Source organism: Bacillus sp. EKM420B (genome assembly GCF_011065565.1).
In the GTDB taxonomy this organism is placed as follows: domain Bacteria; phylum Bacillota; class Bacilli; order Bacillales; family Bacillaceae; genus Bacillus; species Bacillus velezensis.
Genome location: NZ_JAAMNX010000009.1, coordinates 36073 through 55121, shown reverse-complemented (window position 1 = coordinate 55121; position 19049 = coordinate 36073). Strand labels below are relative to the sequence as shown.

Annotated in this window: 23 protein-coding genes; 22 read left to right on the top strand and 1 reads right to left on the bottom strand. The window is 44.4% G+C overall.

The window, feature by feature from the left end; translation table 11 throughout:
* Positions 1-207 precede the first annotated feature (207 nt).
* From G9F48_RS19015 to rsmI, 13 genes are all read left to right on the top strand, one after another.
* Positions 208-402, top strand: a complete 195-nt coding sequence (locus G9F48_RS19015; protein WP_004264749.1) for a sigma factor G inhibitor Gin — start codon at positions 208-210, stop codon at positions 400-402.
* Positions 403-550: 148 nt separating this feature from the next.
* Positions 551-1165, top strand: a complete 615-nt coding sequence (locus G9F48_RS19010; protein ID WP_014304187.1) for a 5-bromo-4-chloroindolyl phosphate hydrolysis family protein — start codon at positions 551-553, stop codon at positions 1163-1165.
* A gap of 15 nt (positions 1166-1180) precedes the next feature.
* Entirely contained in the window at positions 1181-2299 is a 1119-nt protein-coding gene (locus G9F48_RS19005) for a toxic anion resistance protein (protein ID WP_165409956.1), read from the top strand.
* A gap of 77 nt (positions 2300-2376) precedes the next feature.
* Complete coding sequence (locus tag G9F48_RS19000; protein ID WP_165409955.1) at positions 2377-3810, top strand: aminotransferase class I/II-fold pyridoxal phosphate-dependent enzyme; 1434 nt, start codon at positions 2377-2379, stop codon at positions 3808-3810.
* On the top strand, positions 3807-4445 hold the full coding sequence (gene tmk, locus G9F48_RS18995) for a dTMP kinase (RefSeq protein WP_156736128.1): 639 nt from the start codon (positions 3807-3809) through the stop codon (positions 4443-4445). The genes G9F48_RS19000 and tmk overlap by 4 nt, the downstream gene beginning before the upstream one ends.
* A gap of 70 nt (positions 4446-4515) precedes the next feature.
* Entirely contained in the window at positions 4516-4845 is a 330-nt protein-coding gene (darA, locus tag G9F48_RS18990; protein ID WP_004264734.1) for a cyclic di-AMP receptor DarA, read from the top strand.
* Positions 4846-4857: 12 nt separating this feature from the next.
* Positions 4858-5298, top strand: coding sequence for a YaaR family protein (locus G9F48_RS18985; RefSeq protein ID WP_004264730.1), 441 nt, complete (start codon positions 4858-4860; stop codon positions 5296-5298).
* Positions 5299-5309: 11 nt separating this feature from the next.
* On the top strand, positions 5310-6299 hold the full coding sequence (gene holB, locus G9F48_RS18980; protein ID WP_138091485.1) for a DNA polymerase III subunit delta': 990 nt from the start codon (positions 5310-5312) through the stop codon (positions 6297-6299).
* A gap of 2 nt (positions 6300-6301) precedes the next feature.
* Positions 6302-7129 (top strand): competence/sporulation regulator complex protein RicT, encoded by an 828-nt coding sequence (ricT, locus tag G9F48_RS18975; protein ID WP_004264723.1) that lies wholly within the window; start codon positions 6302-6304, stop codon positions 7127-7129.
* A 14-nt stretch (positions 7130-7143) separates the two neighbouring features.
* Entirely contained in the window at positions 7144-7503 is a 360-nt protein-coding gene (gene yabA / locus G9F48_RS18970; protein WP_004264720.1) for a replication initiation-control protein YabA, read from the top strand.
* Positions 7504-7563: 60 nt separating this feature from the next.
* On the top strand, positions 7564-8307 hold the full coding sequence (locus G9F48_RS18965) for a tRNA1(Val) (adenine(37)-N6)-methyltransferase (protein ID WP_004264717.1): 744 nt from the start codon (positions 7564-7566) through the stop codon (positions 8305-8307).
* A complete protein-coding gene (locus tag G9F48_RS18960) occupies positions 8294-8593 on the top strand; it encodes a GIY-YIG nuclease family protein (RefSeq protein WP_007409921.1) in 300 nt (99 codons plus the stop codon). The genes G9F48_RS18965 and G9F48_RS18960 overlap by 14 nt, the downstream gene beginning before the upstream one ends.
* Complete coding sequence (gene rsmI / locus G9F48_RS18955) at positions 8568-9449, top strand: 16S rRNA (cytidine(1402)-2'-O)-methyltransferase (RefSeq protein ID WP_165409954.1); 882 nt, start codon at positions 8568-8570, stop codon at positions 9447-9449. The genes G9F48_RS18960 and rsmI overlap by 26 nt, the downstream gene beginning before the upstream one ends.
* Positions 9450-9498: 49 nt before the next feature.
* Here rsmI and abrB read toward each other — a convergent pair whose 3' ends face one another.
* Positions 9499-9789: a transition state genes transcriptional regulator AbrB gene (abrB, locus tag G9F48_RS18950; RefSeq protein ID WP_169510469.1), complete on the bottom strand. Its 291-nt coding sequence runs from the start codon at positions 9787-9789 to the stop codon at positions 9499-9501.
* A 482-nt stretch (positions 9790-10271) separates the two neighbouring features.
* Between abrB and metG the strand changes: the two genes are divergently transcribed.
* The 9 genes from metG (at position 10272) to ispE (ending at position 19020) form a co-directional block, all read left to right on the top strand.
* Positions 10272-12263: a methionine--tRNA ligase gene (gene metG, locus G9F48_RS18945; RefSeq protein WP_053573816.1), complete on the top strand. Its 1992-nt coding sequence runs from the start codon at positions 10272-10274 to the stop codon at positions 12261-12263.
* A 75-nt stretch (positions 12264-12338) separates the two neighbouring features.
* Positions 12339-13106 (top strand): TatD family hydrolase, encoded by a 768-nt coding sequence (locus G9F48_RS18940; RefSeq protein ID WP_032868379.1) that lies wholly within the window; start codon positions 12339-12341, stop codon positions 13104-13106.
* Positions 13107-13240: 134 nt separating this feature from the next.
* On the top strand, positions 13241-14566 hold the full coding sequence (locus tag G9F48_RS18935; protein ID WP_156736130.1) for a G5 and 3D domain-containing protein: 1326 nt from the start codon (positions 13241-13243) through the stop codon (positions 14564-14566).
* Between the two features lie 135 nt (positions 14567-14701).
* A complete protein-coding gene (gene rnmV, locus G9F48_RS18930) occupies positions 14702-15265 on the top strand; it encodes a ribonuclease M5 (RefSeq protein WP_004264696.1) in 564 nt (187 codons plus the stop codon).
* The gene (rsmA, locus tag G9F48_RS18925; RefSeq protein WP_156736131.1) at positions 15255-16136 is read left to right on the top strand and encodes a 16S rRNA (adenine(1518)-N(6)/adenine(1519)-N(6))-dimethyltransferase RsmA; all 882 of its coding nucleotides are present in this window, start codon (positions 15255-15257) and stop codon (positions 16134-16136) included. Before rnmV ends, rsmA begins: the two co-directional genes overlap by 11 nt.
* A 172-nt stretch (positions 16137-16308) precedes the next feature.
* Positions 16309-17184 (top strand): sporulation peptidase YabG, encoded by an 876-nt coding sequence (gene yabG / locus G9F48_RS18920; protein ID WP_070081260.1) that lies wholly within the window; start codon positions 16309-16311, stop codon positions 17182-17184.
* A gap of 211 nt (positions 17185-17395) precedes the next feature.
* Entirely contained in the window at positions 17396-17656 is a 261-nt protein-coding gene (veg, locus tag G9F48_RS18915) for a biofilm formation stimulator Veg (protein WP_003218330.1), read from the top strand.
* A gap of 162 nt (positions 17657-17818) precedes the next feature.
* On the top strand, positions 17819-18007 hold the full coding sequence (locus tag G9F48_RS18910) for a small, acid-soluble spore protein, alpha/beta type (RefSeq protein ID WP_011996172.1): 189 nt from the start codon (positions 17819-17821) through the stop codon (positions 18005-18007).
* A gap of 143 nt (positions 18008-18150) precedes the next feature.
* Positions 18151-19020: a 4-(cytidine 5'-diphospho)-2-C-methyl-D-erythritol kinase gene (gene ispE, locus G9F48_RS18905; protein ID WP_004264668.1), complete on the top strand. Its 870-nt coding sequence runs from the start codon at positions 18151-18153 to the stop codon at positions 19018-19020.
* The last annotated feature ends 29 nt before the right edge of the window (positions 19021-19049 follow it).

Sequence of the window (19049 nt, the reverse complement as noted above, 5' to 3'; positions counted from 1 at the left end):
GTTTCCCCCTGTGAGAGTAGGACGCCGCCAAGCTATCATTACGGTAAAGGCAGCTCATCATGAGCTGCCTTTTTTGTTTTTGAATAAAAACAAAACAAACACCGAAATACGGGAACGCCCATATACTAATTGCAAACTTCAAAAAGATCCAAATTGTGTATACAATCAACAACTTAAGGGAAGGCTATTCATACGGAGGTGGGCAAAATGAATGAAACGTCCGGCCATGAAGAAACATGTATTGTGTGTGAAACCAAGAAAAGCAGGGGAATCCATATTTATACGAAATTTATATGTTTAGAGTGTGAGAAGAAAGTAGTTTCCACTCCGACCTCTGATCCGAATTATGAATTTTTCGTTCGTAAACTGAAAAGCCTTCATACACCGACGTTATATTCTTAACCCTGAAAAGGGTCTTTTTTTTGCCTGAAATCAGAGGAGTTTTTTCACTTTTTATAAAAGAACTGATACGATAAGAAGAGGAACTTGTTTAGACATGGAATGTAATAGATAATACTGATAAAAGTGAATAAATAGGAGTCGATCAAGTATGAAACCGTTTATTCAATATATGAAATGGACGTTTTGCGGTAGCACAGTTTTTGTATTAGCGGGGATAACCTTCTTTACGATAGGGCATCAGCCTTTTCTGTATTCGCTTTTATACGGGGCAGCCGGCGGAGCCGCAGTCAGTGCGTCCGGCTTGTGGAATGCGAAGCGTCTCTTTTTAAAAAAACACCGGCTGACAAGAAAAGAATATGCTTATATCAAGGAAAATCTTGAGGAAGCAAAGGGTAAAATCATCCGATTACGCAGGGCGCTTTTCCGCTCTAAAAGTATACAAATGCTGAAGCAGAATGCAGAGATACTGCGGATAACCCGACGAATATATCTGCTCACCAAGCAGGAGCCGAAGCGTTTTTATCAGGCAGAGCGTTTCTATTATCAAACGCTTGATTCTGTTGTGGAACTGACGGAAAAGTATGCTTTGCTCTCATCACAGCCGCGAAAAAATAAAGATTTATCAATGTCCTTGAGTGAGACGAGGATGACTCTGGCGGAGCTTTCCAGAAGGCTGGAAGAAGATCTTCATGAACTGATGAAGGAGGACATCGACGACCTGCACTTTGAATTAGATATGGCAAAGCATTCACTGAGAAAATAAGAAAGGAAGAAGGAAATGGCCAAAGACCGTTCCGACGACAGTATGGGCGCCCAAAATGACCAGACTCATCTAAAGCTTGCAGATACGCTGCCGGAAGAAAAAAGAGAAGCGGCACTTCAGCTCGCTGAAAAACTGGATCCTGGGAACATGCAAAGCATTGTTCTGTTTGGTTCACAGGCGCAGGCGAATCTTCTGGAATTTTCCCACACGATGATAGAGCACGTGCAAAGAAAAGATGCAGGAGAGATGGGACAGATATTGGCTGATCTGATGCTGAAGCTTGACCAGGTAAACCCCGATGATCTGCAGGTAAAGAACAAAGGATTTTTCGCCCGGCTGTTTAAAAGGGTATCCGGATCTGTGCAGGAAGTGCTTTCGAAATATCAAAAGACAAGTGTGCAGATTGACCGTATCAGCAGAAGGCTGGAACATTCTAAAAATGTGCTGTTGAGTGACAATAAATGGTTAGATCAGCTGTACGCCCAAAATAAACAATACTTTTCTGATTTAACTATGTATATAGCAGCGGGTGAATTAAAATTAGATGAGCTGAAAACAAAGCTTATTCCCGAAGCGGCAAGAAAAGCCGAATTACGAGAACACAATCAAATGGACGCGCAGGAAGTGAATGATCTTCGCCAGTTTGCCGACCGTCTGGATAAGAGGGTGCATGATCTGCTGCTGAGCAGGCAGATTACGCTTCAGAGTGCGCCGCAAATCCGTCTGATTCAAAACACGAATCAGGCACTGGCAGAGAAAATTCAGTCCTCCATTGTTACGGCTATTCCTTTATGGAAGAATCAAGTCGCCATCGCGCTGACGCTTATGAGGCAGCGGAGTGCGGCAGATGTGCAGCAGAAGGCGGCGGATACGACAAATCAATTGCTGCTGAAAAACGCCGAACTTCTGAAAACAAGCACAGTCGAGACCGCCAAAGCCAATGAGCGCGGACTTGTTGAGGCAGACACCCTCAAAAAAGTGCAGGAAAGCTTAGTCAGCACACTTGAAGAAATCATGTCTATTCAAGAAGAAGGCAGGATGAAACGCAGGCGTGCCGAGGAGGAGCTTGTTATCATGGAAGGTGGACTAAAAAAGAAGCTGCTTGATATGAGGTCCGGCCGGGATAACGGCTAGATGGCAAAAAGTCTTAGCTTTAAGTTGGCTCGCAGGCACGATATAATAAGAAAGACAGGCAAAGGATTTGTTTAAAAATGGACACACCTTTATATACAGCGCTGATGAAGCATGCGCACCGAAATACGTATTCTTTTCATGTTCCGGGACATCACAATGGAGATGTCTTTTTTGATGAAGCCAAATCTGTATATCAATCTCTTTTATCTATAGATATGACTGAGATCACGGGTCTTGATGACTTGCATCACCCGACGGGGGTCATTAAGGAAGCGCAGGATTTGGTGAGCAGATTGTACGGCTCTCAGGAAAGCTTCTTTCTCGTCAATGGAACGACCGCCGGCAATCTGGCGATGATTTTAGCTGTTTGTGAACCGGGTGAACCCATTCTGATCCAGCGTAATTGTCACAAGTCTGTTTTCCATGCGGTGGCATTGGCCGGTGCCAAGCCGGTTTATTTGGCGCCGGAAATCGATGAAAACATGCATGTGCCGGCACATGTATCCCTTCCAGTCATCGAAAAAGCGCTGGCGTCATATCCGAACGCGAAAGGACTTGTTTTGACCAATCCGACTTATTACGGACACGCCGCCGATTTGACTGCGGCAGTTAAAAAAGCCCATTCATACGGTGTTCCTGTACTGGTGGATGAGGCTCATGGGGCTCACTTTGTGTTAGGGCAGCCTTTCCCGCCTTCATCATTGGCTATGGGGGCGGACGCCGTTGTTCAATCGGCTCACAAAACGCTTCCGGCTATGACGATGGGATCTTACTTTCATTTAAACAGCACCCGAATTGACAGAGATCGATTAACTTATTATGTAAGCAGTTTGCAAAGCAGCAGCCCGTCATACCCGATTATGGCATCTTTAGATACGGCGCGTGCTTATGTGCAGGACATTGCTGAAAAAGGGAAACTTCCCGTCCATATGGAGCACATTGAGAAAATCAAACGAAGGTTCGCATCAATTTCTTCTATTGAAATAATCGAGCCTTCCGGATATGGGCTGCGGGCGGACCCGTTAAAATTAATACTTCGGTCAAAGCTCGGACATTCCGGCTATTCATTACAACGCATTTTGGAGAGTGAAGGCATTGTTGCCGAGCTGGCTGACGAGTACCAAGTATTGCTCGTACTGCCGATAGGCGGCCGGCGGATGATAGAACAGGCAGCCGTAAGAAACATACAGCAGAAACTGGAGAATACACCGCCCGATAAATTGCCGGATGCCGTGAATTGGACATTTCCGTCCATTTCGACACTTGAATATCCGCAAAATGAGATGCGGAAGTTTACAAAAGAGCCTGCTGATATAAATAAGGCGGCCGGGCGCTTGCATGCGGGGAACATTATTCCTTATCCGCCGGGAATTCCGCTGATCATGGACGGCGAACGGATAACAGAAGAGATCGTACAGAAGCTTTCCCGTTTAATCGGCATGGACGCGCATATTCAAGGCTTGTTAAACGGGGAACAATTACTTGTCTATATAGAAGAGGAGAAATCATGAGCGGTTTATTTATAACATTTGAAGGTCCTGAAGGTGCAGGGAAAACGACTGTGCTTCATGAACTGAAAGAGATTCTGTCGGCAGAGGGGCTCCCGGTGACAGCGACAAGAGAACCGGGCGGCATCGACATTGCGGAACAGATCAGAGAAGTGATTTTAAATAAAAACAATACACTGATGGATGCAAAAACGGAGGCGCTGCTTTACGCCGCGGCGAGAAGACAGCATTTAACCGAAAAGGTGCAGCCTGCATTGAAAGAAGGGCGCATTGTGCTGTGCGATCGTTTCATCGACAGTTCGCTGGCTTATCAAGGCTATGCGAGAGGGCTCGGCATTGATGAAGTTCTTTCTATCAACCAGTTTGCAATCGGCGATACGATGCCTGATGTCACCATCTATTTTTCTATTGAGCCGGAAGAAGGGTTGAAACGGATTACGTCGAATGATTCAAGAGAAAAGAATCGTCTCGATCTTGAGGCCCTGCACTTTCACACGAAAGTACGGGAAGGATACCAAAAGGTTATGCAGCGTTTTCCGGAAAGATTCCATACAATCGACGCATCGAAAAAGAAGGAACTCGTCATTCAGGACGCACTTCAAGTGATAAATGAAGCATTGAAAAAAATTCAGTTGTGACCTGTTTCTCATAAGTTGCTATAATGAATGTAACGATAATGTTCTTTCCAACCTAAAGGGGGCCTAGAGAATGAAATTAATAGTGGCAGTGGTGCAGGATCAGGACAGCAACAGGCTTTTGAAAGTATTAACCGACCACAACTTCAGGGTGACGAAGCTTGCGACAACAGGCGGTTTCCTTAAATCAGGCAATACGACGTTTATGATCGGCGTGGAAGATATCCGTGTCGATAAGGCGCTCAGCCTCATTAAAGAAAATGGCTGTAAACGTGATCAGATGATTGCCCCGGTATCCCCGATGGGCGGGAATGCGGATTCCTACGTTCCATATCCCGTCGAAGTGGAAGTCGGCGGAGCGACGGTCTTTGTCCTCCCGGTCGATGAATTTCATCAATTTTAAGGATTTGACGACGTGAAAATAAATTCTGACTTACGTACATTTATTGAGAAAAAGCAGCAGCCTGCTTATAAAGCGGCAGAGCTTTCCGGAACGTTTAAAAGTTCAATGGACAGCCAAAGCAGCAAGCTGAAATTTGATCAGCTGAGCAGGTTCTTAACGGATATAGAAACGTTTGGGAAAAGGCTGACAAAGTCGAGAAACTTCAAAGACTTAGCGAAATTCAAAGGATTGGTAAAACGTTTTGTAAAAGAGGCCGTAGACAGCGGATTATCGCATGAGACGGAGAAAAGCTTTGACCTGTACGGCAGCAGCCGGACCCTGGGGCTTGTGAAAGAAATAGATGAAAAACTGCTTCAGCTGACGGAAGAAATGTTAGATCAGGAAAAACCGGCAATTGATTTGCTGGATCGAATCGGAGAAATAAAAGGTTTATTGATTAACCTTTACACATAGAGAGTGATACAATGGCAATATCATGGAAGGAAATGACCGGGCAGCAGCCCAGAGTGATGAGGCTTTTGCGTAACAGCATTGAAAAGAAAAGGCTTTCTCACGCATATCTGTTTGAAGGCAAAAAAGGTACGGGCAAATTGGATGCCGCACTGCTTCTCGCAAAAAGCTTTTTTTGCCTTGAAGGCGGGACTGAGCCTTGCGGAGAGTGCCGGAACTGTAAGCGTATCGAATCCGGAAACCATCCCGACCTGCATGTGGTTCAGCCCGACGGATTATCCATTAAAAAGGCTCAGATCCAATCGCTTCAGGAAGAGTTTTCTAAAACAGGACTGGAATCGCATAAAAAGCTGTACATTATATCCCATGCGGATCAAATGACGACAAATGCGGCAAACAGTCTGCTGAAATTTTTAGAGGAGCCGAGTCAAGACACCATCGCAATTCTGCTTACTGAGCAGCTCCACCGAATATTGGATACCATCGTTTCCAGATGTCAGGTTCTTCCGTTCCAGCCGCTTCAGCCGAAAGCCATAGAAGAAAGACTGATTGAACAGGAAGTGAGCCCTCACATGGCCCGGCTCTTAGCAAATATGACAAATAATATTGCGGAAGCAGTCGAATTAAGTCGAAATGATGAGTTTGCAGAGTCCAGAGCGAAAGTGATAAAATTGTATGAAGTCTTACATCAGCGGAAAGGACATGCCTTTTTCTTCATTCAGGATCAGTGGGTGCCCTTTTTCAAAGAAAAAACCCATCAAGAAATGGGTCTTGATATGCTCTTATTGATATACCGTGATGTATTATCCATCCAAATTGGAAATGAAGATAAACTGATTTATCAAGACTTATTCCAATCAATAAAACAGCATGCGCTGCAATTTACACAACAAAGCGTTACGAACCAAATTCTCGCTGTTTTAGAAGCAAAAAAACGGCTTCATTCCAATGTGAATGTGCAGGGATTAATGGAGCACTTGGTGTTAACGTTGCAGGAGGGATAAGCTTGTACAACGTAATAGGCGTCCGCTTTAAAAAAGCGGGGAAAATTTATTATTTTGATCCGAACGGATTTGATATAGAACAAGACAGCTGCGTCATTGTTGAAACCGTAAGAGGTGTCGAATACGGGCAGGTTGTCATCGCAAATAAACAAGTGGACGAGCATGATGTTGTGCTTCCGCTTCGAAAGGTCATTCGCGTTGCTGATGAACGCGATCTTCTCATTGTAGAAGAAAACAAACAGGAGGCCCTGTCCGCTTTTGAAGTCTGTCAGAAAAAAGTGGCTGACCACGGCTTAGATATGAAGCTGGTTGATGTTGAATTTACGTTTGACCGCAATAAAGTCATTTTTTACTTTACGGCAGACGGACGGGTTGATTTCAGGGAATTGGTCAAAGACTTGGCTTCTATCTTTAAAACGAGAATCGAATTGCGCCAAATCGGGGTAAGGGACGAGGCGAAAATGCTCGGCGGTATCGGACCATGCGGGAGAATGCTTTGCTGCTCCACGTTCCTCGGTGATTTTGAACCGGTGTCCATCAAAATGGCGAAGGATCAAAATTTATCGTTGAACCCAACGAAGATTTCCGGTCTGTGCGGCCGTTTGATGTGCTGTTTGAAGTACGAAAATGATGAGTATGAGACGGCAAAAGAACAGCTGCCGGATTTAGGCGAAATGATTACGACGGCAAACGGCCCCGCAAAGGTTGTCGGTCTTAATATTCTGGAACGGGTGCTTCAGGTGGAACTGAAGAATCGTGAAAAAGTGATAGAATATACTTGGGAAGAGCTCTTGGAAGAGGGCGTCGTATCCGCACAAACCACAGATTAACGAGGTGTGGAACCTTGGATAAAAAAGAGTTATTTGATACTGTCATAAACCTGGAGGAACAAATCGGTTCGCTGTACCGTCAGCTGGGTGACTTAAAGCAGCATATCGGCGAAATGATTGAAGAGAATCACCATCTTCAGCTTGAAAATAAGCATTTGCGTAAGAGGCTTGATGACACGACGGAGCAAATTGAGAAATTCAAAGCCGATCAGAAAGAAACAAAAACACAGAAGGCAGAGCAGAGTGATATAGGAGAAGGGTACGACAATCTGGCCCGGCTGTATCAAGAAGGCTTTCATATTTGCAACGTCCATTATGGGAGCGTCCGCAAGGGAGATTGCCTTTTTTGTCTGTCCTTCTTAAATAAAAAATAAGAAAAAGGCTTCCGCTGATGTCGGAAGCCTTTTTCAAAGAGTGCCGAAAGGAATAAGATTATGGTTTCATTACGTGATGATGAAAGATTGGATTATTTATTAGCAGAGGATATGAAAATAGTACAGAGTCCGACGGTTTTCGCTTTTTCATTAGATGCCGTGCTGCTGTCTAAGTTTGCATACGTTCCGATTCAAAAGGGGAACATCGTTGATTTATGCACGGGGAACGGCATTGTGCCGCTTTTGCTCAGCACAAGGTCAAAAGCCGATATCACCGGGGTTGAAATTCAGGAACGCTTGTATGATATGGCGCTCAGAAGCGTGGAATACAACGGGCTTGGCGGTCAGATCAGTCTCATTCATGATGATCTGAAAAATATGCCGGAAAGACTCGGACATAATAAATACGATGTTGTCACCTGCAATCCGCCTTATTTTAAAACACCGAAAGAGGCGGAGCAGAACCTGAACGAGCATCTCAGAATCGCAAGGCACGAAATCCTTTGCACGCTTGAAGATGTGATTTCCGTCAGCAGCAAACTGCTGAAGCAAGGCGGAAAAGCGGCTCTCGTTCATCGGCCGGGGAGGCTTTTGGAAATCTTTGAACTAATGAAAGCGTACCGAATAGAACCGAAACGGGTTCAGTTTATTTATCCGAAACAAGGTAAAGAAGCGAATACCATTTTGGTTGAAGGAATTAAAGGCGGCCGCCCTGATCTCAAAATTCTTCCCCCGCTCTTTGTATACAATGAACAAAATGAATATACGAAAGAGATCCGCACGATTTTATATGGAGACAAATAGCCATTTCTTTTATGTGCTCCTGTGCAATGACAACAGTCTGTATGCCGGTTATACAAATGATCTGCAAAAACGGCTGAAAACCCACAATGAGGGAAAGGGCGCGAAATATACAAGGGCGAGAAGGCCGGTTTCGTTATGCCATGCGGAATCATTTGAAACAAAACGGGAAGCGATGCAGGCGGAATACCGTTTTAAACAGCTGACCCGAAAGAAAAAAGAGCAATATATAGAAGAAAAACGACGCAGCAAGGAGGCTGTATATGTTAAGACGCCAGATGAGTTTTAACGGAAAATCTGAAATGGGAACTCTGTACCTTGTTCCTACACCGATCGGCAATTTGGAGGACATGACCTTTCGTGCAGTAGAGACGCTGAAATCGGCCGATGTCATAGCTGCCGAAGATACGAGACAGACGAAAAAGCTGTGCCATGTTTATGACATAGAAACATCTCTCATCAGCTATCATGAACATAATAAAGAAAGCAGCGGCCATAAAATCATTGAATGGCTGAAAAGCGGAAAGAATGTGGCATTGGTCAGTGATGCCGGTATGCCGACAATTTCCGACCCGGGGGCTGAGATTGTGAGAGATTTCACCCAAATCGGCGGATATGTCGTTCCGCTTCCGGGTGCAAATGCGGCATTAACCGCGCTGACCGCATCAGGGATCACCCCGCAGCCGTTTTTCTTCTACGGATTCTTAAACAGACAGAAAAAAGAAAAGAAGAAAGAACTCGAACTCCTGAAAAAAAGGCAGGAAACGATGATATTTTACGAAGCGCCGCACAGATTAAAAGAAACATTAACAGCAATGCATGACGTTTTGGGGAATCGAACCATCGCCGTCACGAGGGAATTAACGAAAAAGTATGAGGAATTCATCAGAGGAACCATCGCCGAGGTGATTGAATGGGCAAATGAAGATCAAATCCGCGGTGAGTTCTGTCTCGTTGTCGAAGGCAATCAAGGCGATGAACCGGATGAAGAGGAAAAGCCTTGGTGGACGGAGCTTTCTGAGAAAGAACATGTGGAGCATTACATAAATGAAGGATCCTCTTCCAAACAGGCCATAAAACAAACAGCGGTAGATCGGGACGTACCGAAACGCGAGATTTATGACGCTTATCACATTCAATCATAAAAAAAACCGTTCTTGTGTCGTAACAAGAACGGTTTTTGTATGAAATAGCTTATTTTTGGTTTTGAAGCTGGTTTTGAATTTCAGAGATGATTTGCTCAGCGCCTTCTTTGCTGAGTACCAATTTGCCGCCGGCAAGTTTAAGGTTATCATCAGAAACTTCACCAGTTACTTGGCAAGTCATGTTTGGTTTATATTTTTTAAGGATGATTTTTTCATCATCAACATAAATTTCAAGAGCGTCTTTTTCTGCGATGCCCAGTGTACGGCGAAGTTCGATAGGGATAACGACGCGTCCAAGTTCATCAACTTTACGTACGATACCAGTAGATTTCATTAACAGTCTCCTCCCGAGAGATAATTATTTGTAGTTTATATTTTTCTTCGTCATTATTCGACAAAATTCCTTACATTCCTAGCATAACAAGGTTTCCAATAATCGTCAATCTTTTTGTTTGCTATTGTTTGTAAGAATTAGTTCTTATAGTAAGTAAAGCCTTGGAAATCCTGAAATAACAGGCTTTTTGACTGCTTTTTCGAACCTATTATCCTACTGAAAATCCTTTTAAATCAAGACTTTCGAACCAAGATGTTTTATATTAGTAGATTATATACGACAAATTTCGACATGTTAAGACTTTTTTTAATTTCAATAAAAATTTTTAATTTTATTTACTCTTTTACACGCAGTACGTATATATCCTTGATCTTAAAGGCTAAGATGGTATCATAGATAGAGGACAAATATCAATATTGTATATCAAATAAAACCGCTCTCGTCCTTTGGGCGTGAGCTTTTCGACATTCTGAATGGGAGGTTGCAACATGCCGCAAGACAATAATACTTTTTATATTACGACCCCGATATATTATCCGAGCGGAAAATTACATATCGGCCATGCTTATACTACCGTGGCCGGCGATGCGATGGCGCGTTACAAAAGATTAAAGGGATTTGACGTACGCTACTTAACCGGAACGGATGAGCACGGACAGAAAATCCAGCAGAAAGCGGAGGAAGAGAATATCACGCCTCAAGCTTATGTGGATCGCGCAGTTGCTGAAATCCAAAAACTATGGAAGCAGCTCGACATTTCTCACGATGATTTCATCCGGACGACGGAAAGCCGGCACAAAGAAATTATCGAGAAAGTGTTTCAAAAACTTCTTGATAATGGTGACATTTACCTGGATGAGTATGAGGGCTGGTACAGCATCCCTGATGAAACATTCTATACGGAAACACAGCTGGTGGATGTGGAACGAAATGAGAAGGGTGAGGTTGTCGGCGGAAAAAGCCCTGACAGCGGCCACCCGGTCGAATTAATCAAAGAGGAGTCATACTTCTTCCGCATGAGCAAATATGCAGATCGCCTGCTGAAGTTTTATGAGGACAATCCTTCTTTCATCCAGCCTGAATCACGCAAAAATGAAATGATTAACAACTTCATTAAACCGGGGCTTGAAGATTTGGCCGTTTCCAGAACGACATTCGACTGGGGCGTAAAAGTGCCGGGAAATCCGAAGCATGTCGTATATGTATGGATTGACGCACTGTTCAACTATATAACAGCGCTCGGTTACGATACGGAAAATGATGAGCTTTACAAAAAGTACTGGCCGGCTGACGTTCACCTTGTCGGTAAAGAAATTGTCCGTTTTCATACCATTTACTGGCCGATTATGCTGATGGCGCTTGATCTCCCGCTGCCTAAGCAAGTATTCGCGCATGGCTGGTTATTGATGAAAGACGGAAAAATGTCGAAATCAAAAGGAAATGTCGTTGATCCGGTAACGTTAATTGAACGCTACGGTTTGGATGAACTTCGTTATTACCTGCTTCGCGAAGTACCGTTCGGTTCAGACGGTGTCTTTACGCCGGAAGGTTTCGTAGAACGGATTAATTATGACTTGGCGAACGACTTAGGAAACCTTCTGAATCGTACAGTCGCAATGATCCAAAAATATTTTGACGGCGAGATTGGTTCATATGAAGGAAATGTGACCGATTTTGATTCAGAGCTTTCTTCTGTAGCCGGTGAAACGGTTAAAGCTTATGAAAAGGCAATGGAAAACATGGAGTTTTCAGTCGCTTTATCAACGCTATGGCAATTAATCAGCCGTACGAACAAATATATTGATGAAACTGCTCCGTGGGTGCTTGCTAAAGATCAGGAAAAAGAAAAAGAATTACGTTCTGTCATGTATCATTTAGCTGAATCATTGCGTATTTCGGCCGTATTGCTTCAGCCTTTCTTGACGCAGACGCCTGAAAAAATGTTTGCCCAGCTCGGGGTTGAGGATCAGTCTCTTAAAGCTTGGGACAGCATTCAGACATTCGGCCAATTGAAGAATGCGAAAGTGAAAAAAGGGGAACCGCTTTTCCCTCGTCTTGAAGCTGAAGAAGAAGTGGCTTACATCAAGCAAAAAATGCAAGGAACTGCTCCTGCTAAAGAAGAAAAGGCGGAAGAGCCGCAAGAAGCAGAGCGTCTTCCTGAAATTACGTTTGATCAATTTATGGATACAGAACTTCGCGTCGCAGAAGTCTTGTCCGCAGAGCCGGTGAAAAAAGCAGATCGGCTGCTGAAATTGCAAATTGATCTGGGCTTTGAACAGCGCCAAGTTGTATCAGGTATCGCGAAGCATTACACACCGGATCAGCTTGTGGGAATGAAGATCATTTGTGTAACGAATTTAAAACCGGTAAAACTGAGAGGCGAGCTTTCTCAAGGAATGATACTGGCAGGAGAATCGGACGGCGTTCTCAAAGTTGTAGCTGTCGACCAGTCATTACCGAAAGGCACTCGAATTAAATAATAGGGGCAAAAGGTGTTTCACGTGTAACATTCCGTCGAACACCTTTTGTTTTTCAACAAGAAAGGAGTTTTTATGATGCTTTTTGATACACATGCGCACTTAAATGCCGAGCAATTTGACACAGACTTAGAGGAAGTCATTGCGCGTGCAAAGGCTGAAAAAGTTGAACGAATCGTCGTTGTCGGGTTCGACAAACCCACTATCACGCGTGCGATGGAGCTGATTGAGGAATATGACTTTATATACGCTGCGATCGGCTGGCATCCGGTAGACGCAATTGACATGACAGAGGAAGATTTATCATGGATTAAGGAACTGTCCTCTCACGAAAAAGTCGTGGCAATCGGAGAGATGGGCCTTGATTACCACTGGGATAAATCACCAAAAGACATTCAGAAAGAAGTATTTCGGAAACAAATCGCTCTCGCCAAAGAAGTGAACCTTCCAATTATCATTCATAATCGTGATGCAACGGAAGATGTTGTCACAATTTTGAAAGAAGAGGGAGCGGAAGAAGTCGGCGGCATTATGCACTGCTTTACGGGGAGCGCGGAGGTTGCGCGGCAGTGTATGGATATGAATTTCTATATTTCATTCGGCGGACCGGTTACCTTCAAAAACGCGAAGAAACCGAAAGAAGTAGCAAAGGAAATTCCGAATGACCGTTTGCTGATTGAAACGGACTGTCCTTTCCTGACACCGCATCCTTTCCGTGGCAAACGAAATGAGCCAAGCTACGTAAAATATGTTGCTGAACAGCTCGCTGAATTAAAAGGGCTGACATATGAAGAAATTGCCTCAATTACAACCGAAAACGCAAAAAGACTTTTCCGCATGAACTGACAGAATGCGCTGTCATAACGTGTAAAAGCTTGTCCGATTCAGTGGATATGTATAACGGTTCTACAAGCTTCCTTCTCCTCATAAGATAGGTTGTCGATATGTCTCTCTTCCTTTTTTTGCTTTGTTTTTGCATAATGAGGGATACGCTGAAGGTTTTTCATCTTCGAGATGGGAGGGTTGACAGCATTTTAGATACTCTATATAATCTCTCCGAGGAGAAGGAGGCGTTTTTCATCACACAAAAAATGAAAAAACTGTTTTCCGTAAAGCTTGGTAAAAGCAAGGTTATTCTTATTGCAGCTATTATTCTGCTGGGCGGAACCGGGACTGCATACGGGGCACATGAGCTCTCAAAACAATCAGTTTCTGTTTCCATCAACGGCAAGAAAAAGCAAATACGCACTCATGCAAAAACGGTTGGGGAACTTCTGGAAGATTTACATATAGAGACGAGAAATGAAGACCGGATTACCCCGTCTAAGCAGACAGCATTGGCAGACAACATGAATGTCGTGTATGATGCTGCAAAGCAGATCCGTGTGACAAGAGGCGGAGAAGAAAAGACTTTATGGTCAACGGCAAAAACAGTCGGCGCATTTCTGAACGAACAGCATACACCTGTGAATCAGCACGATAAAATAGATCCAGCAGCAGATACGAAAGTGACAAACGGCATGAAAGTCACGGTCGACCCGGCTTTTCAGGTCACTGTAAATGATGCGGGAAAGAAAAAGAAAATATGGACGACTTCGACTACGGTCGCTGACTTTTTAACGCAGCATAAGATGGACATGAAAGACGAAGATAAAGTAAAACCGGCATTACACGAAAAGCTCACAAAAAATCAGGCCGGCATACAAATCACTCGTATCGAAAAAGTCACCGATGTAGTTGAGGAAAAAATAGCGTATCAAGTGAAAGAAAAAGAAGATGCGTCTCTCGACAGCGGGAAAGAAAAGATCGTTCAAAAAGGAAAAGAAGGCAAACTTAAAAAGCATTTTCATGTTGTCAAAGAAAATGGAAAAGAAGTATCAAGAAAGCTTGTCAAAGAAGAAACATCTGAAAAAAGCAAAGATCAGATCATTGCGGTCGGCACAAAGCGGCACAGTCCCAAGATTGAGCAGCTCAGTGCACCTGTGAAAGCATCTTCGGACGAAAACGGATCTTCCGGTAAAGTGATCACCGTGTCTTCCACGGCTTATACCGCAAGCTGCAGCGGCTGTTCCGGCCAAACGGCTACAGGCGTTAACCTGACAAGCAATCCGAATGCCAAAGTCATTGCGGTAGACCCAAGCGTCATCCCGCTCGGCACAAGAGTCCACGTAGACGGATACGGGGATGCCGTGGCTGCTGATACAGGCTCAGCCATTAAAGGAAGACGGATTGATGTCTTTTTCCCTGAAAAATCTTCAGCTTACCGCTGGGGAAAGAAACAGGTCAAAATAAAAATCTTAAATTAATTCCGATTCACTCAGAGGGTTTTGCGCCCTCTGTTTTTTTCGTTATAATAGGTAAAGTGTATTTTCAGTATATTAGACGTGACATGCAAGCAAAGGTTTCGTTTTGGATATAAAAAGTTTTTTTTGGAGGAAGTAATGAAAATTAAAGAAATTATTGTAGTCGAGGGACGCGATGACACTGCGCGCATAAAACTTGCCGTTGATGCGGATACGATCGAGACAAACGGTTCCGCAATCGGAGACGAAGTCATCAGGCAGATTCGGCTGGCGCAGGAAACGAGAGGGGTCATCGTACTGACGGACCCGGATTTTCCGGGGGAAAAGATCCGGAAAACCATTTCTGAAGCAGTACCCGGCTGTAAACACGCATTTCTGCCCAAACATCTTGCCAAACCGAAAAACAAGCGCGGCATTGGCGTTGAGCACGCATCCATTGAAAGCATCAGAGCATGTCTGGAAAATGTGCATGAAGAGATGGAGGCAAAGCCGAGTGAGATTTCAGCTGAAGATGTCATACAGGCCGGTCTGATCGGCGGACCGGCTGCCAAAAGACGCCGCGAACGATTGGGCGACCTGCTGAAGATCGGCTATACAAACGGCAAGCAACTTCAAAAACGGCTGCAAATGTTTCAAATCAAAAGAAGTGATTTTATTGATGCGCTCGATGCTATGAGGCAGGAGGAACAGGATGAACAATAAAGATATCGCGACACCTATCAGAACGAAGGAAATTCTGAAAAAGTACGGTTTCTCTTTTAAAAAGAGTCTGGGACAGAATTTCTTAATTGATACAAATATATTGGACAGAATTGTGGACCATGCGGAAATTACGGATCGGACCGGAGTCATTGAAATCGGGCCCGGAATCGGCGCGCTGACAGAGCAGCTTGCCAAACGGGCGAAAAAGGTCGTCGCGTTTGAAATTGATCAGCGCCTGCTGCCCATTCTCAATGATACGCTGTCTCCATATGACAATGTAACGATCATCCATCAAGATGTGCTGAAAGCAGACGTCAAATCCGTCATTGAAGAGCAGTTTCAGGATTGTGATGAAATTATGGTGACGGCGAATCTCCCATATTATGTGACGACGCCGATCATCATGAAGCTTTTGGAAGAACATCTTCCGTTAAAAGGAATTGTCGTGATGCTGCAAAAAGAGGTCGCTGAGCGGATGGCCGCTGATCCTTCCTCTAAGGAGTACGGATCGCTTTCCATTGCGGTTCAGTTCTATACGGAGGCCAAAACCGTCATGACCGTCCCGAAAACAGTGTTTGTGCCTCAGCCTAATGTCGATTCCGCTGTCATCCGTCTCTTGCTTCGTGACGGCCCGGCGGTTGACGTCGATAATGAACTGTTTTTCTTCCAGCTGATTAAAGCAAGCTTCGCACAGCGCCGGAAAACCTTGCTGAACAACCTTGTGAACAATCTTCCGGGCGGAAAAGAGAAAAAAGCTCAAATTGAAGAAGTTCTTCAAGAAACGAATATTGACGGAAAGCGGCGCGGTGAATCCCTGTCCATAGAAGAATTCGCGCTCTTGTCCAACGGATTGCATAAAGCCCTTTTCTAAGAGGGCTTTTTGTTTTGCGTCACCACTTGGACTGCCGCTACATAGGCTAGAGGAGAACCTTATTCATTCAACTGCAAGAAAAGCTTGAAACATCAAGCGCCGCAGCGGAAAGAGGTGCATTTGCCAAGACTTCTTTCATGATGAGGCTTAGTCTATTTGTGGAGTGGGTAACGTGCAATTTCAAATAGGAGATATGGTAGCCAGGAAATCCTATCAAATGGATGTTTTATTTCGCATTATCGGTATAGAGCAAACAAGCAACGGAAATTCAATTGCCATCCTGCATGGTGACGAAGTCAGATTGATTGCGGATGCTGATTTTTCTGATTTGGAGCCTGTCAGAAAAGACGAACAGGCCATGAGAAAGAAAAGAGATGAAAGCAGGATGAATGAATCTCTCGAGCTGCTCCGCCAGGATTATAAGCTGCTTCGGGAAAAACAGGAATATTATGCGACAAATCAATATCAGCATCAGGAGCACTACTTTCATATGCCCGGAAAGGTATTGCATCTGGACGGCGATGAGGCCTATTTGAAAAAGTGCCTGAACTTTTATGAAAAAATCGGTGTGCCGGTATACGGAATTCATTGCCATGAGAAAAAAATGCCGGCGTCAATTGACGAGCTGCTTGATAAATACAGGCCGGATATTTTAGTCATCACCGGCCATGATGCATATTCCAAGCATAAGGGAGACGTGAACGATTTAAGCGCCTACAGGCATTCCAAACACTTTGTCGAAACCGTTCAGAGAGCGAGGCGTAAAGTCCCTCATTTGGATCAGCTGGTCATATTCGCGGGGGCCTGCCAATCTCATTTCGAGTCTTTAATCAGAGCGGGCGCGAATTTCGCAAGTTCGCCGTCACGCGTCAATATTCATGCGCTTGACCCGGTATATATTGTCGCGAAAATCAGCTTCACTCCGTTTATGGAGCGGATCAATGTATGGGATGTCCTGAGAAATACGCTGACGAGAGAGAAAGGGCTGGGAGGAATTGAAACGAAGGGTGTGCTGCGTGTCGGTATGCCGTATAAATCAAATGGATGAGTGATAAAACCCGCATATATTTCGCTATGCGGGTTAATTATTTTACATATTGATACATAAATTTCCGGAACTTGTGAAAAATAACGCAGAAATCAATAGAATTTTGTCAAAATAATTTTGTTGACAATGACTTATTAACGTTGATATAATTTAAATTTTATTTGACAAAATTGGGCTCTTGTTGTACAATAAATGTAGTGAGGTGGATGCAATGGCGAAGACGTTGTCCGATATAAAAAGATCGCTTGATGGGAATTTAGGTAAACGGCTTACGTTAAAAGCAAACGGCGGCCGCCGAAAAACGATTGAGCGTTCGGGCATTTTAGCTGAGACGTACCCTTCTGTTTTTGTGATACAACTAGATCAAGACGAGAATTCGTTTGAAAGAGTTTCATACAGTTATGCTGATATTCTGACTGAGACTGTTGAATTGACATTCAATGACGATGCGGCAAGCTCAGTAGCATTTTAATGGGCAGTGAACCTTTTGTTTACTGCTTTTTGTTTTGCCTTCTAAAGCTCTTCTAATTATTCCCTCGAAAGTTTCAGCCGATTAAACGGAAGCTATAGGTGTCACATGTTTTATCGTGGCGTGCACGAATGGTGATCAATTCTATAAAAGGGGTTGTTTCGTTTGGGCAGACGTCGTGGAGTTATGTCAGATGAGTTCAAATATGAGCTGGCGAAGGACCTTGGTTTTTACGATACGGTGAAAAACGAGGGCTGGGGAGGCATTCGGGCGCGTGACGCCGGGAATATGGTAAAGCGTGCGATCGAGATTGCCGAACAGCAGATGGCGGCTCAGAACCAAAATAACCGATAATGCAGTGGCCCGGGGGACAATCCGTTCCCCGGTTTTTTCTATCGGCTGTCAAAACCGGCGTCAATTTCGGATAAGTACCTCCGGGTCTCCAAATGTGATACAATGTTCATACTTATGTTTAGATGGAGAAGTAGGTGAAAGCTATGCGTATTTTAGAAAAAGCGCCGGCCAAAATCAATCTGTCCCTCGATGTGACGAGTAAACGCCCGGATGGTTATCACGAAGTGGAGATGATCATGACGACAATTGATTTGGCAGATCGGATTGAACTGACAGAACTGCCCGAAAACGTTATCAGAGTGGCGTCGCATAATCGCTTTGTTCCGGATGATCAAAGGAATCTGGCTTATCAGGCAGCCAAACTGCTTAAAGAACGGTTTCAAGTCAAAAAAGGCGTTTCGATTATGATTACAAAGGTGATCCCTGTAGCGGCAGGGCTTGCCGGCGGAAGCAGCGATGCGGCAGCCACGCTCAGAGGGCTGAACAGGCTTTGGGATTTAAAGCTTTCTGTCGAAGAGCTTGCAGAGCTTGGAGCTGAAATCGGTTCAGACGTGTCCTTCTGTGTATACGGAGGCACTGCCCTGGCAACCGGACGCGGTGAGAAGATCAGGCACATCAGTGCTCCGCCTCATTGCTGGGTCATGCTCGCCAAACCGACGATCGGGGTATCGACTGCCGAAGTGTACCGCCGGCTGAACTTACAGCAGGTTCGGCATCCTGATGTGCAGGCGATGATTGACGCGATTGAAGAAAAAAGCTTCCAAAAGGTATGCGGACAATTAGGGAACGTATTGGAGTCGGTTACGCTCAGCCTCCATCCCGAGGTGGCGATGATTAAAAATCAAATGAAACGCTTCGGCGCTGATGCGGTGTTAATGAGCGGAAGCGGACCGACTGTATTCGGTTTGGTTCAATACGAATCTAAGGTGCAGCGGATTTATAACGGGTTAAGAGGTTTCTGTGATCAAGTGTACGCGGTGCGGATGATCGGCGAACAGAATGCTCTTGATTAAATCCGTATGTTAAGTTATATTATTTTTAA